This is a genomic window from Archangium sp., from assembly GCF_036389735.1.
GTDB lineage: Bacteria > Myxococcota > Myxococcia > Myxococcales > Myxococcaceae > Archangium.
In genome coordinates, this window is sequence record NZ_DASVWK010000311.1 from 1 (window position 1) to 14,017 (window position 14,017).

General features: G+C 69.8%; 9 protein-coding genes. 2 read left to right on the top strand and 7 right to left on the bottom strand.

Going from position 1 to position 14,017, the window contains the following annotated elements:
- From VF794_RS10995 to VF794_RS11025, 7 genes are all read right to left on the bottom strand, one after another.
- Window positions 1-493, bottom strand: a 493-nt coding sequence (locus VF794_RS10995; protein ID WP_331109481.1) for a response regulator, incomplete at its 3' end; no start/stop codon positions are given.
- A 63-nt stretch (window positions 494-556) separates the two neighbouring features.
- Window positions 557-2,719 (bottom strand): sensor histidine kinase, encoded by a 2,163-nt coding sequence (locus VF794_RS11000; protein WP_331109483.1) that lies wholly within the window; start codon window positions 2,717-2,719, stop codon window positions 557-559.
- Complete coding sequence (locus VF794_RS11005) at window positions 2,716-3,906, bottom strand: ABC transporter substrate-binding protein (protein WP_331109485.1); 1,191 nt, start codon at window positions 3,904-3,906, stop codon at window positions 2,716-2,718. Before VF794_RS11005 ends, VF794_RS11000 begins: the two co-directional genes overlap by 4 nt.
- A 115-nt stretch (window positions 3,907-4,021) precedes the next feature.
- Window positions 4,022-6,346: a Tex family protein gene (locus VF794_RS11010; protein ID WP_331109487.1), complete on the bottom strand. Its 2,325-nt coding sequence runs from the start codon at window positions 6,344-6,346 to the stop codon at window positions 4,022-4,024.
- 87 nt (window positions 6,347-6,433) lie between these two features.
- On the bottom strand, window positions 6,434-7,168 hold the full coding sequence (locus tag VF794_RS11015) for a hypothetical protein (protein WP_331109488.1): 735 nt from the start codon (window positions 7,166-7,168) through the stop codon (window positions 6,434-6,436).
- A gap of 23 nt (window positions 7,169-7,191) precedes the next feature.
- Complete coding sequence (locus VF794_RS11020) at window positions 7,192-10,398, bottom strand: TonB-dependent receptor (protein ID WP_414640898.1); 3,207 nt, start codon at window positions 10,396-10,398, stop codon at window positions 7,192-7,194.
- A 110-nt stretch (window positions 10,399-10,508) separates the two neighbouring features.
- Window positions 10,509-11,798: a M14 family metallopeptidase gene (locus tag VF794_RS11025; RefSeq protein ID WP_331109490.1), complete on the bottom strand. Its 1,290-nt coding sequence runs from the start codon at window positions 11,796-11,798 to the stop codon at window positions 10,509-10,511.
- A 58-nt stretch (window positions 11,799-11,856) separates the two neighbouring features.
- Here VF794_RS11025 and VF794_RS11030 point away from each other — a divergent pair, with 58 nt between their 5' ends.
- Window positions 11,857-13,212, top strand: coding sequence for an amino acid carrier protein (locus VF794_RS11030; RefSeq protein WP_331109492.1), 1,356 nt, complete (start codon window positions 11,857-11,859; stop codon window positions 13,210-13,212).
- Window positions 13,213-13,216: 4 nt separating this feature from the next.
- Window positions 13,217-14,017, top strand: an 801-nt coding sequence (locus VF794_RS11035; RefSeq protein ID WP_331109494.1) for a glycosyltransferase, incomplete at its 3' end; no start/stop codon positions are given.

Consider the following 14,017-nt stretch of genomic DNA (forward strand, 5'->3'; position numbering starts at 1 on the left):
CGAGCAACGCCGCATCCGCGGCCATCAGGTTCAGGCTCCCGTCCACGATGGCCTGGGGGATGCGCTCGAACTCGCTCGTGGCGAAGAAGGACTGGCTGACCCGCACCAGATCCGCCGAGACATTGAGGCGGTAGCGGTCGACGGCGCGCGCGACGCACGAATACATCTCGTGGATGTCGAACGGCTTGCGGATGAGGTCGAACGCTCCGGCGCGCAGGCACTCGATGGCCGTGTCCACCTCGGCATAGCCGGTGGCGACGATGACCTCGATGGTCGGCGAGGCCTCCTTCACCTCGCGCAGCAGCTCGAGCCCGCTCATGAAGGGCATGCGCACGTCGGTGATGATCACCCCGGGCGGGGACTCCTGGAGGACCCGCAGGGCGGCCTTGCCATCGCACGCCTCGGAGATTTGATAGCCCTCCTGTTCCAGCTGGTAGCGAAGGAGCAGGCGCATGTCCCGCTCATCGTCCACGACGAGGATCTGTTCAGGCATGGGGGGATTCCACAGGGAAGAGGGGGTGGGGGCGGACGAGACTCCGCCACGAAGGGTTGAGGCTCATGACGCGGCCTCCACGCGAGGCACCGGCGCTGGGGGGGACACCGGGAACCGCAGACGCACCGTGGTTCCCGCGCCGGGCGCCGTCTCCACGTCGATACGGCCCCCGTGCGCCTCGACGATGCTCCGGGTGATGGACAGCCCCAGGCCGGTGCCCTGCCCCACCGGCTTGGTGGAGAAGAAGGGGTCGAAGATGCGCGGGAGCACGTCCGGGGGCATGCCGCTGCCCGTGTCCACCACGAACAGCTCGACCCCATCGCGCGCCGGGGAGATGCGGGCCCCGACGAACACCCGGCCGCCCGGCGGCGTCGCATCCAGCGCGTTGCCGACCAGGTTGAGCAGCGCGGACTCCATGTCCGGAACGTTGGCCTCCAGCTGGGGAAGTTCCTGCGTGGGGGGCTCGACGATCTCCAGGCGCACCTGCACCCGCTGGGCCTGACCGCCGGCCAGCTCGCGCACGCGCTCGAGCATGGTTCCCACGTCGATGCGCTCGCGCATCGCATCGCTCTTGCTCGAGAAGTCCAGCAGCCTTCGCACCAGCCGGGCACAGCGCTGGGTCTGCGTCTCGATGGAGTGCAGCGCCATGCGCGACGCCTCGTCCAGCGAGGACCGCCTCAACAGGCCCTGCGAGAAGCCGAGGATGATGCCGAGCGGGTTGTTGAGCTCGTGCGAGAGGCCGGCCACGAGCGTGCCCACCGCGGCCATCTTCTCCGACTGCACCAGCGACTCGCGCAGCCGCTTGTACTCGCGCATGTCCCTCACGATGCAGGCGTGCCCCTGCACCTGCCCCATCGTATCGACGATGCGGGACACGGTGAGCTGCACGGGGATGGCGATCTGCTGCTGGGTGAGGAGGGTGAGCTCGGCGTCCACCGGCTCGCCGGCGCGGGCCCGGGCGACCAGCTCCGTGAAGTGCGCGCGCGCGTCCTCGGGCACCACCCGCTCCAGGAAGGCCGTGCCCAACACCTCCAGCCGCGGCCACCCGAAGAGCTTCTCCGCCGCCTCGTTCCAGACGCGGACCCACCCCTCGGTGCCGAACATGATGATGGCGTTGGGAGAGGTGGAGGTGATCTGTGCCAGCAGGGAGAGCTGATCCCTCGAGCGCTCCAGCTCCCCGGTGCGCTGCTCCAGGCGGTCCAACATCTTGTTGAACGTCCTGGCGATGGCGCCCAGCTCGTCGCGCGAGCCGACCGGGATGCGCTGGTTCAGCTCGCCCCCGTCGGTGATGCGCCGCATGGTGTCGCGGATCTGCTGGAGCGGGCGCAGCAGCAACCGGGTCCGCCAGGCGACCAGCAGCACCAGCAGCACCGCCGTCGCCACCCCGCCCTGGAGCATCCGCTGGCGCATCACGTCCACCGGGCCGGAGATGCGCCTGGCGGGGACGGAGAGGAGCAGGGACCACTTGAAGCCGTGCTGGCTGGCGAAGCCCTCCACCGGCACGAGCACGTAGAACGTCTCGCCGAGCAGCACCGAGTCGCGCCGCGCGGGCTCCGGAATGAGGGTCCGCACCTCGTGGATGACGGACCCGGGCAGCGTCCCCACCAGCGGCGTCTCCCCGTCCAGGAGCACCACCTCGAATCCCTCGCGCAGGGTGCCCGCATGGACGAACGAGAGATCGAACCGGGCGACCAGGGCCCCCTCGGTGTGCCGCTGGTAGACGATGGGGAAGGCGAAGAGCACGCGCGGCTGGCCCCCCTCGGTGACGAGCCGGGCCACGGGGTGGCCATCCCGCACCCGGGGCCACCAGGCGGCCTCCGCGAAGGAGCGTGCCTGCTCCTCGGGCTGGTGCCGCCCGTTCCGGGAGATGACGCGCCCCTTGAAGTCGAGCAGCCACAGCTCGGACTCCTCCCCTCCCGTGCCGGGCAGGGCCAGCCGCTGCATGAGGGGCTCGAGGTACTCGCTCCGGCCCAGCGTATCGATGACGCTGTTGGTCATGAACGGGTTGGAGGCGAGCGACCGCACCGCGCTCCACCGCATCTGCAACTGCTCGTCGAGGTCGTGCGAGGAGAAGCGGGCCAGGTCGAGCAGGTGCTCCCGGCTCGCCGTCTCCAGCGCCTCATGCCCGCTGCTGGACACGGTGGAGATGAGGATCCCCACCGTGGCCACGTCGATGAGCAGGAAGAGGAGGAGGAGCTTGCCCTGGAAGCTCCGGAACACTTTCACGGCGAGGTCCTGGGGTGGGAAGGGACCAGCACCCCTCGGGCATCGAAGGCGGCCAGTGTGTAGTCGGAGGGCTCCAGCGCCTCATGGCGCGAGGGCGTGAAGGCCGGCTGGTAGGTGCGGACGAGCCCCGCGTACGGCCCCAGCCGCTCCAGCGCGTCCCGAACCCTGGGGCGCTCGATGGAGCGCGCCTTCTGGATGGCGCGCGCGAGCAACCAGACGGCGTCGTACGCCTGGGCGGTGCCGACCGCTCCGAAGATCTGCTCCTCGGAGGTCGTGCCAAACAGCTCGTGGTACTTCGCGATGACGGCCCGGGCCCGGGCGCTCCGGGCTCCCAGGAACGAGTAGGTCTGAAACACGTGGAGTTCCACCTGGGAGAGGCTCTCGCCCACCTGCCGCACGAAGTCTCCTCCGCAGATGCCCCAGTGCGCGTAGATGGGGAGCCGCTTGCCCGGGGGCCTGCGCGCCACGGCCTTCACGATGCCCACGCCCTCCGGCGCATGGGCGACCATGAGGAGGGTGTCGGCCCCCGCCCGCTCCAGCGCGGCCACCTGCTCCTCCACGTCCTCCTCGGCCCAGTTCACCCACTGCACGGACGCGGGCGCCAGTTGTCGCCGGGCCAGGGCTTCACCGATGGCCTTCTCGCTGCTCCGGCCCCACCCCGTCCTCTCCAGGATGAGCCCGAGCTTCCGATGGCCCCGTGCGAGCGCCTGGGCCACCAGGAACTCGCCCACCCGCGCGTCGTTCGCGGAGACCCGGAAGACGTAGTTGGGCGTCCGGCCGTGGTGGACCAGGTCGGTGGCGGCCGCCCAGGGGCTCAAGACGATGAGCTGGTGGTCATGGATGAATGGGAGGTTGCGCAGGACCGGCGGGCTGTGGGGCCCCGAGAGGAGCGCCACCAGGTTGGGCGTGCTCGCGAGCTCCGGGAGCTGCTCCGTCGCCCGGCCAGGCACGCCGTGGTGGTCCTTCACCACCAGCTCCAGCTCGCGCCCGTCCAGCAGGCCGCCCTGGGCGTTGATCTCCGAGATGGCGATGAGCGCCCCGCGACGGATGGCCTCGCCGCCCAGCGCGGAGCCGGAGCTCATGTCCGCGTGCAGCCCCAGCACGATGGACGCCTTCTCGCGCGCCACGGCCATGCCGCCGCACAGCAGCAGCAGCATGCACAGCACCGCTGGTGGCAGTCGTCGCATGGGTCCCCCTGAATACCGGGAGGCCAGAATACAAGGCCCCCCGCCCCGAGGGGAGAGGCGCCTCCGAATCATCACGGACAGCAGCCGAGCGTGCTCGATGTCCGAGTGGGTTCTCTCACCGCTTGAGATTGCGGAAGGGATTGTTGAAGGGCTCGGCCGAGGGCTTCTGCGGCGCGGGTGCCTTGCCGCCGCCGCCAGGCTTGCCCGCAGGAGGCCGCGTCGCACCCCCAGTGGAGCGGGCTTCACCCCCGGAGGCGCGTGGAGCGGAGGCGCGTGGCGCCGGCGTGGTGCCCTCGGAGACGGCGCGGACGGACAGGGCGAGCCGCTTGCGCTCCAGGTCCACGGTCAGCACCTTCACCGTCAGTCGGTCGCCCACCTTCACCGCCTCGCTGGGATCCTTGATGAAGCGGGTGGAGAGCTGGGACACGTGGACGAGCCCATCCTGGTGCACCCCCACGTCGACGAAGGCCCCGAAGGCGGTCACGTTGGTGACGACGCCCTGGAGCACCATCCCCTCCTTCACGTCCTCCAGCTTCTGGAGGTCCTCCCGGTACGCGGGCGCGGTGAAGTCGCCGCGCGGGTCGCGGCTGGGCTTCTCCAGCTCGGCGAGGATGTCCTTGAGCGTCATCTCGCCCAGGTCCGGCCCCAGGTAGCGCTTGGGGTCGATCTTCCGCACGAGCGCGGCGTTGCCCACCAGGTCCTTCACGTTGACGCCCAGATCCTTCGCCATGCGCTCCACGACGGTGTAGCGCTCGGGGTGCACGGCGCTCGCGTCCAGCGGCTCGGGGCCGTGCACGCGCAGGAAGCCGGCGGCCTGCTCGAAGGTCTTCGGGCCCAGCCCGCTCACCTTGAGGATCTCCCGGCGCGTGGTGAAGCGGCCCTTGGCGGCGCGGTGGGAGACGATCTTCTTGGCCAGCGTGGGGCCGATGCCGGACACGTGCTCCAGCAACTGCGGCGACGCGGTGTTCACATCCACGCCCACCGCGTTGACGCACGAGTCCACCACCTCGCCCAGCTTCTTCTTGAGCAGGCCCTGGTCCACGTCGTGCTGGTACTGGCCCACGCCGATGCTCTTCGGATCGATCTTCACCAGCTCCGCGAGCGGATCCTGCAACCGGCGGCCGATGGACACGGCGCCGCGCAGCGACACGTCCAGGTCGGGGAACTCCTCGCGGGCCACCTCGGAGGCCGAGTAGATGGAAGCGCCCTGCTCGCTCACGGAGACGACGGGCACCTGCGAGCCGAGCGTCTTGAGCACCTCGCGCACGAAGGTCTCCGCCTCGCGGCTGCCGGTGCCGTTGCCCACGGCGATGAGCTCGGGCTTGTGCTTGAGGATGATGGCTCCACACTGCCTGGCGGCGGCGGCGCGCTCGTTGGGGCTCCGCTCGGAGTAGAGCGTGGCGGTCTCCACCACCTTGCCGGTACCATCCATCATCGCGACCTTGACGCCGGTGCGCAGGCCGGGGTCCATCGCCAGCACGGGCCGGCCGCCCGCGGGCGCGCCGAGCAGCAGGTGGCGCAGGTTCTGCCCGAAGACGACGATGGCCTCGCGATCCGCGCGCTCCTTCAGCTCGTTGCGCAGCTCGGACTCCAGCGAGGGGCCCATGAGCCGCTCCCACGAGTCCTCCACGGCGGCGCGCAGCTCCGGGGCGAAGGGCGACTGGGGCTTCGTCACCACGCGCGAGGCGAGCGTCCCCTTCACCTCGTCATCCGGGAGGGCGAGCTGGATGCGCAGCACCTCCTCGGCCTCGCCGCGCAGCAGCGCGAGGATGCGGTGCGAGGGCGCCTTGGACAGATCCTCCTCGTGGTCCGCGTAGTTGTCGAACTTGGTCGTCTCGCCCTTCTTCGCGGAGACGACGGCCGAGCGAAGCTGGCCCTTCTGCACGCACAGCTCGCGGGCGGTGCGGCGCAGGCCGGCGTCCTCGGCCACGCGCTCGGCGCAGATGTCGCGGGCCCCCGCCAGCGCCGTCTCCAGGTCCGGCACGTCCTTGCCCGGATCCACGAAGGCACGCGCGCGGGTGGCCACGTCGTCCTTCTTCCCGGCCTCCTGCTTCCACAGCAGGTCGGCGAGCGGCTCCAGGCCCCGCTCGCGGGCGATGGCCGCCCGGGTGCGGCGCTTGGGCTTGTAGGGAAGGTAGAGGTCCTCCAGCTCGGTGCGCGTCTTCGCTCGCTGGATGGCCTGGGACAGCTCGGGGGTGAGCTTTCCCTGGCCCTCGATGGTGCGGAGGATGGTTTCCCGGCGGGAGTCCAGCTCGGCGCGCTCGGCGGCACGGTCCAGGATGGTCTGGATCTGCACCTCGTCGAGGCCGCCGGTGGCCTCCTTGCGGTAGCGGGCGATGAACGGGACGGTGGCCCCCTCTTCGCTCAAGGCGAGGGTCCGGTCCACCTGCTCGGGCTTGAGGCCCAGTTCCTTCGACAGCTCGATGGCGTAGGCGTGCATGGCGACATACACCCTACACCATCGCACACCAAAAGGCGAGCCGGGTCCGGGGGGCCGGCGGCAGGCAGGGCCGCCGGCCCCGGAGGTTCACGGCTTGTCCGAGGGCACCTCCCCGGTGAGCACGCAAATGAGTGCCACCGGGTCGCACTTCACGGGGAAGGTGGGGTTGATGCCCGAGCCGCGATAGCGGCCCGCCTCGGGATCCGGGTACGGGTCGCACTTCGTCTCGTCGGGCTTGCCGCCGGTGGCGCAGCCCACCACGGGCCAGATGCCCTTCACCGTGTAGTCGGCGGTGCAGCCGTTCTCGGTGTAGCGCAGGTTCGCGGTGAACTGGGTGCCCGGGATCTCCGGCGTGTTGTAGATGCGCAGGTTGGACCACTCGTAGGCGAGGCTGAGGGGCGCCTTGCTCACACCGCTGTAGCGCGCCTCCAGACGCGCCGTGTCGAGCTTGGGCACCTCGCAGAAGTTGTCCGGGTCCGGGGCGTCCGTCGTCAGCTCGCCCACGGAGTTGGGCTGGTTGGGCGCGTCCGGATCCAACTGGGTGTCCTTGTGCGCCACCTCATTGCCCATCCGCTGGGTGCGAATGGCCACCGAGTCGTTCGCCTGGGGATCCGAGCTGAAGTACTTGTCCAGGCCCACCCGCTGCGGGGTGAGCTTCGCGCACGCGAGGCTCGTGTCCTGGCCGGGCTTGGGCGTGAAGACGGTGGCGAACGTGCCCTTGGCCACCACGCACTGGGGATCCTGCTGAAGGGCACCACAGGCGCCCAGGGCGGAGGCGAACAGCACCGTGCCCACGCCCTTTCCAATCGTTCGAAGGTTCATGGAGTGTCTCCCGGGTGCGAGCACTAGAAGCTCAGCTTCATGCCGAAGCGGATGGAGCGAGGCGTCTGGTACGCGATCGGCTTCTTGAAGTTGGGGTTGACGTCGCTCGCGGTGATGGCCGCGGCATCCTCCACCGGCACGCCGGTGGTGAAGACCTTGACCTTGCACGCGCCCCCCTCCTCCCGGCAGGCCTCGACGTCCGCCGGCGAGCCGCCCCCCTCGATGGGGTGCACCTGGGTGAAGGTGAAGGTCTGGTCCACCGCCGTCACCTGCTGGAAGTTGAAGAGGTTGAAGACGTCCAGGGTGAGGCTGAGCGTGTAGTTCTTGGACAGCTTGCGGTTGAGCCCCACGTGCGTGTCCAGGTTGTGGACCCAGGGCATACGGCCGGCGCTGCCACGGGGGAGGATGAACGTCTCCGAGCCGCTGCGCCGCGGGTGGAAGCCCAGGTAGTTGAGCGGGGCGCCCGAGCGGGCCCGGTAGCCGCCACCCACGTTGAGGCTCATGTCCCTGCCGAGTTGGAACTCCTTGGCGCCGAAGGCCTTGAAGGCGTGCCTGCGGTCGCCGGGCAGGGGCCCGTCGCGGTTGACGGTGAGCGACAGCAGGTCGAAGTCGCGCGTCAGGTTGGGCGAGAGCTGGCCGGTGTCGGCGCGGAACAGGCCCGAGTAGTTGCCGCGCAGCGAGGACCACGTGTAGCTGACCTGGGCCAGCCACTGGTTGGAGAAGGTCTTGTTGTAATAGACGTTCACCGCGTCGTAGTCCCGGCGCGCCTCGGGGAAGTCCGTCGAGTAGCCCTTGCCCGGGTTGCCCAGGAAGAAGGTGGTGCCTTCGTCGCGGCTCATGTCCTCGATGACGTCGTTGAGGAAGCGCCGGGTGTACGTCAGGCCCACGCGCCCGAGCAGCAGCTCGTACTCACCGCCCACGACGAGCTCATCGCTGGACTGGGCACGGATGTTCGGATCCGCCGGCACGCGATCGCCGCCCTCGGAGAGCCACTTCTGGCTGGAGCTGTCCGGGCCGCCGACGACCTGCCGGTTGGCGGCCGAGTTGCAGTCCCCACCCTCCACGAGATCCGCGGGGTCCCTGGGATCGCAGCGGGGGGCGTTGTAGGAGGACGACAGGAGCTGCTGCTGCGGGAACGACAGGTCCGCCATGTCGAGCGGGATGTTCTCGTAGAAGCGCGCGTAGTTGGCGAAGACCTTGGAGCGGCCCTGCTGGGTGAAGTCGTAGATGACGCCGACGCGGGGCGACCACTGGTTGGGCAGGTTCAGGCCCACCTTGCCATCGAGCCCCCAGATGGTCTGGGTGTCGTAGCGCATGCCCATGTTGACCGTCACCTTGTCGAGGATGGACCAGCTGTCCTGGACGAAGCCACCGACCGTCACGGAGGTGGACGTGCCCTCCTTGCTCGGCAGGAAGTACGGCTCGTCCGGCCCCAGGAGGTAGCCATACTGGGTCCGGCTCTCGAAGCACGAGCCGTTGGTGCACTCGCGCCAGACGCCCAGACCGGTGCGCGCGCGGTTGTTGTAGAAGCTGGCGCCCTCGGCATCGACGCCGGCCTTGAGGACGTGGTGGCCGAACGCCTCGAGCAGGTAGGTGCCCAGCACCTTGCCCTGGTAGCGATCCAGCTCCGAGACGCTGATGGTGCCGGTCCCGCCCGTCGAGTACGAGGTGACCGGGCAGCGGGTGGCGGACATTCCCGCGGGCAGGCCCGCGGGCGAGTCACAGACGGAGGGATCCGCGAGCTGCTCGAACTCGGTGATGCTGTGCCAATCCCGCGGCGTCCCGGTGGTGGTGCGCGTGCGCCGGTACGTGACGCTGGGCGTCGCGGAGAGCCCCGAGCCACCGGAGAGGCCCGAGCCATCCGACGGGAGGGTGGAGGCATCCTGGTGGTGCCAGCCGACCGTCGCGTCGACGAGCAGCGTCTTGTTGAAGAAGGAGGAGGACTGCTTGGCCAGGACGTCCAGCGCACCGCTCGTGCGGCGGGTGGCGATGGAATCAACGTTGCCCTGGACGTACGCGGTGCACGACAGCCCGCTGCACACCTCGGGAGCCCCGTCGCGGCTGAAGGCGTAGCGGCCCTCGCCACCCGACCAGGTCGGCGTGCCGTACACCGACACCGCCAGGGTGTGGTCCGGGTTGAAGAGGTACGTGAGCTTGCCCATGTACTGGATGGTCCGCTCGTCCGCGAAGCGCGCCGTGCGGGCACCCTCGATGGGCGTCGCGATCTGGTAGCCCGTGACCACGTCCTTGCGCGGCTCTCCGATCCGAGCGCAGCCGATCGTCGGGTCCACCGTCGTGCAGATGTCCAGGGCGCTGAGCTGCCGCTCCACCTGGATGCGGGTGAACGAGGGCGCCATGCCGGCGAAGAACCACAGCTTGTCCTTGAGGATGGGGCCACCGAGCTCGAAGCCGAAGTCGCCCTGGTTCCACGGCGTGCCCTTCGCGGAGATGACGCTCCCCGCCTGGAGGATCTCCGGGCCCGCCGTCTGGATGGTGCCCGGGGCCACGTTGCCGAAGATGGAGCCGTGGAACTCGTTGGAGCCGGACTTGGTGACCACGTTCATCACGCCACCCGTGGAGCGACCGAACTCGGGCATGTAGCCACCGGTGATGATGTTGACCTCCTTGACGAACTCCACCGAGAGCGGCGTGCCGATGGTGCCCACGGCCGGATCGTTCACCGACAGGCCATCCACCACGAACTGGTTCTCGGGCGAGGTGCTGCCGTTGATGCTCACGCCGTACGTGTCCTCCTGCGCGCCGGGAGCCATCTCGGCCAGGGACTCGAAGGAGCGCGCCGCCGAGCCCTTCGAACCCGGGCGGCTCACCGCCAGGTTCTTCAGCATGCTCGCGTCCACGTTCAGGCTCGCCGAGCTGGAGCCCACGTCGACGGTGGGCGGAGTGGCCGTGACGATCATCTCCTCGCTCAGGCCCGACTCCGGCAACAGCTCCACGTTGAAGCGGATGGTGCGGTCGAGGCGCAGCTGGATGTCCGAGCGCGAGTAGGGCTTGAAGCCCTCACTGTCCACCCGGATCGTATAGACGCCCGAGGGGAGCTGGGGGATGCGGTAGAGGCCGGTGGCATCCGAGACGACCGCCTGTTCTCCCTGGAGGCTCGGCGACGTCACCGTCACCACCGCGTCCTGGAGCGGCTGCTTGTCAGCCGAATTGATGATCTTACCGGTGATGACGGCGGTGCCCTGTGCCAGTGCGCTGGTTCCCAGCAGCACCAACACCAGGACACACCATCCACGCGCGAAGCGAACGTGCGAAGACAAAGGTGTTGCCCCCTCCTGTGGAGTCAGCCCCACCTTTGCCACGTTTCGCGAAGGTTGGGAATTCAACGCCCGTAACGGACGATTCGCTCCACCCGGTAAGGGCCCCCGGGAGCCCCCGGCCGCAGCAGCATCAGCTCCGCGGGCAGGCCCACCTGGAGGGTGCGCTCGCCGCGCCGCGGCAAGGGCAACGAGTCCCCTTCCTTCGCACCTCCGGCGGGAAGCGGCACGACGGTCAGCCCGGTGCCGTCCACCTCTTCCACGGCGCCGTAGACACGCAGGTCCCCCAGCTCCTCGACGGTGCCCACGAGCACGACGGAGGGTGTGCCTCCGACAGGACGCACCGCCTGGGTCGCGGCCACCCCGACATCGGCCACGAAGGCGTCCCCCGCCTCGCCGAAGACGTGGGCGCCGCGGATGACGAGGTGCAGCATGCCCTTGCTGTCGTTGAGCGGGAGGGAGTCGTAGCGCCCGACGTCCGCGTGCTCCACCGCCCCGCTCGCGAGGGCCTCCAGCGCGGACACCAGGGCCACGAAGTTGAGCCGGAGCAGCGGCTCATCCGGCTCGGGCGAGGGCCACGGCCCCGTCTCGATGAGCACGGTGGGAGTGCCCCAGCGTCCCAGGTTGTCGCCGAAGGCGCGCACCTCGAAGGAGTCGTCGTAGCGGCCGAGCTGCCCGGGCGCGAGCGGCTCCAGCGCGTCCCGGATGACGGCGCATACCTTCTTGGCGAGCACCCGGCCCGGGTTGTCGTTGCGCGCCGCGTCGAAGGGCGGCGCGAGGAGCGAGATGGAGGCGGGCCGGCCCGTGCCCCCCACCGCCGTGCGCCAGCTCTGGTTGTGGAGGTTGAAGCCGAGGGAGGGCTGGAGCCTGTCCCTCACCGCCTTGAGCGTGCGCCCCTCGGGCGTCTGGAGCGCCAGCGCGTCCCGGTTGATGTCGATGCCTTGCGCATTGCGTCGTTGGAAGCGCTCGGCCCCATCGGGGTTGAGCATCGGCAGGGCATGCAGGGTGAAGGCGGAGAGGAGCTGCCGGACCCGGGGGTGCTCGCCGTGAAGTCGTATGTACTCGAAGAGGTCGAGGAGGGCCGTGGTGGCGGTGGGCTCGTCGCCGTGCATCTGGGACCAGAGGAGGATGTGCCGGGGGCCCCCACCGAACCGCACGAGGTGGAGCGAGCGCCCCTCCACCGAGCGCCCCACCTCCTCCACCTGGAAGAGGTCCGGCGCCACCTGGGGGAGGCGCCGGAGCCGGGCCTCCACGAGGGGATGACGGACAAGGGCGGGCGGCGGCAGGTCCTTGGGGTGGACGGAGGCCCACAGGTCGAAGAGCTCGCGCGGGGTGGCGGGGGCGGTCACGTGCATCCTTTCTTTCCGGTGGGTGGGTGCCCCGGGTGGCCTTTACGGATTATGACGGGGCCCCATGCTGCCTGAATTCGTCCGCAACGCGATCGACACCGCTAGCAATGCTGTCTGGAGCCCGCTGACCATGGCGCTGCTGTTGGGAACTGGAGTGTTCCTGACGGTGCGGCTGCGGTTCGTCCAGGTGACCCACTTCCGGCAGGCGCTGCGGGCGATGGTGCCGGCCCAGGCGAGCGGCGCCGGAGTCTTGAGCCCCTTCCAGGCGTTCATGACGGCGCTGGGCGCCTCCATCGGCACCGGCAACATCGCGGGCGTGGCCACGGCCATCGTGAGCGGCGGGCCGGGAGCGCTGTTCTGGATCTGGCTGTATGGCTTCTTCGCCACGGCCATCAAGTTCTGCGAGGCCGTGCTGGGCATCAAGTACCGGTCCGTGCAGGGGGATCGGGTGTCCGCGGGCCCGATGCACTATTTGAACGAGGGGCTCGGCTCGCCGCGGCTCGCGTGGCTCTACGCGCTCGTCGCGGGCGTGGCGGCGCTCACCACGACGCCCTTCACCCAGCCCAACTCCATCGCCGTGGTGATGGAGAGCCAGTTCGCGATTCCGCCGTGGGCCTCGGGTGTGGCCATCGCGGTGCTCACGTGGCTGGTGGTCATCCGCGGGGTGAAGAGCATCGGCCGCGCGGCCGAGCGCCTCGCGCCGCTGAAGGTGGGGCTCTACCTGGTCGGAGGGCTCATCGTCATCTTCACCCACGCCGCGCAGCTGCCCGCGGTGTTCGCGCTCGTCCTGCGCGAGGCGTTCTCCTTCGAGGCCGCCGGGGGTGGCGCCGCCGGAGTGGGGATGATGGTGGCCATGCGCTACGGGATCGCCCGAGGCATCTACGCCAACGAGGCGGGGTATGGCACGGCGGCGGTGGCGTACGGCACGGCGCGCACGGACGCGCCCGTGAAGCAGGGGCTCCAGGCGGTGATGGAGGTGTTCATCGTCTCGTGCGTCACGTCGACCATCAGCGCGCTGGTCATCCTCACCAGTGGCGTGTGGAAGTCCGGGCTCACGAGCACGGCGGTGGTGGCGCAGGCCTTCAACACCGCCATCCCCACGGTGGGTGGGTGGATCGTCGCCTTCTGCGCCTTCCTCTTCGGCTACACGACGCTGATTGGCTGGGCCTACTACGGCGAGCAGTTCCTCGAGTACGCCTTCGGCTTGAGCATCACCAAGCCCTACCGGTGGATCTACTGCGGCCTGGTCGTCTTCGGCGCCATGGGCAAGGTGGAGACCATCTGGGCCTGGGGCGATCTGATGAACGGCTTGCAGGTATTCCCCAACCTCGTGGGCCTGATTGGCTTGAGCGGAGTGGCCGCGTCGGTGCTGCGCCAACCCAAATCGCCACAGGTGGAAGCCGCCACCCCGCGAGCCTGAACCCATGCCGAGCGGCCCACGCATCCTCCTCATCGCGGAACGGTTCCCCCCGGACCTGGGGGGCCTCGCGCGCAGCGGCGCTCGCACCGCTGGCGCGCTCGCCCGTCTCGAGGCCCAGGTCGATGTCTTCACCTGGACCCGCACCCTTCCCCCCGGCGGCCTCCAGACGCTCGACGCCGGAGAGATCGCCGCCTCCGCCCGGGGCGCCACGCTGCACCGGCTCGGACTCTTCGGCCAGACGGATACCTCCCTTCAGCACACCCTCGACGTGCTCGACTTCCTGCACGCCCGGCGCCACTACCAGCTCGTCTGGGGCCACTACCTCTCGCCTCCGGGCTTCATGGCCGTCACCTTCGCCGGGCTCGCGGGCATCCCCTCCACCGTCAGCGCTCGCGGCAATGACGTGGACCAGGCCATGTTCCCCCCGGGGGACTTCGCCCGCCTCCTCTGGACCCTCCAGCGCGCCACCGTCCTCACCGCCGCCTCGGGGGACCTCGCCCGGAAGATGGTCCTGCTGCTCGGGAAGGATCCGGGTGTCGAGGTCATCCCCAACGCGGTGGATACCTCCCTCTTCACCCCCGGCCCCGCCGACTCCGCCCTGCGCCAGCGCCTCGGCATCCAGCCCGAGGAGCTCGTCCTCGGCTTCTCCGGCGAGCTGCGCCACAAGAAGGGCACCCCCTTCCTCTTCTCCGCCCTCTCCGAGGTGCGCAAGGTGCGGCCCGCCTGTCTCCTCGTCATCGGCGAGGTGCGCGCCCGAGACCTGGAGCTCCTCTCCTCCTTTCGCGCCGAGCACCCCGAGGACGCC

Excerpts from the sequence above, each read along its gene's own strand:
- VF794_RS11005 (WP_331109485.1), bottom strand. The coding sequence starts at position 3,906 with ATGCGACGACTGCCACCAGCGGTGCTGTGCATGCTGCTGCTGCTGTGC.
- VF794_RS11010 (WP_331109487.1), bottom strand. The coding sequence starts at position 6,346 with ATGCACGCCTACGCCATCGAGCTGTCGAAGGAACTGGGCCTCAAGCCC.
- VF794_RS11015 (WP_331109488.1), bottom strand. The coding sequence starts at position 7,168 with ATGAACCTTCGAACGATTGGAAAGGGCGTGGGCACGGTGCTGTTCGCC.
- VF794_RS11025 (WP_331109490.1), bottom strand. The coding sequence starts at position 11,798 with ATGCACGTGACCGCCCCCGCCACCCCGCGCGAGCTCTTCGACCTGTGG.
- VF794_RS11030 (WP_331109492.1), top strand. The coding sequence starts at position 11,857 with ATGCTGCCTGAATTCGTCCGCAACGCGATCGACACCGCTAGCAATGCT.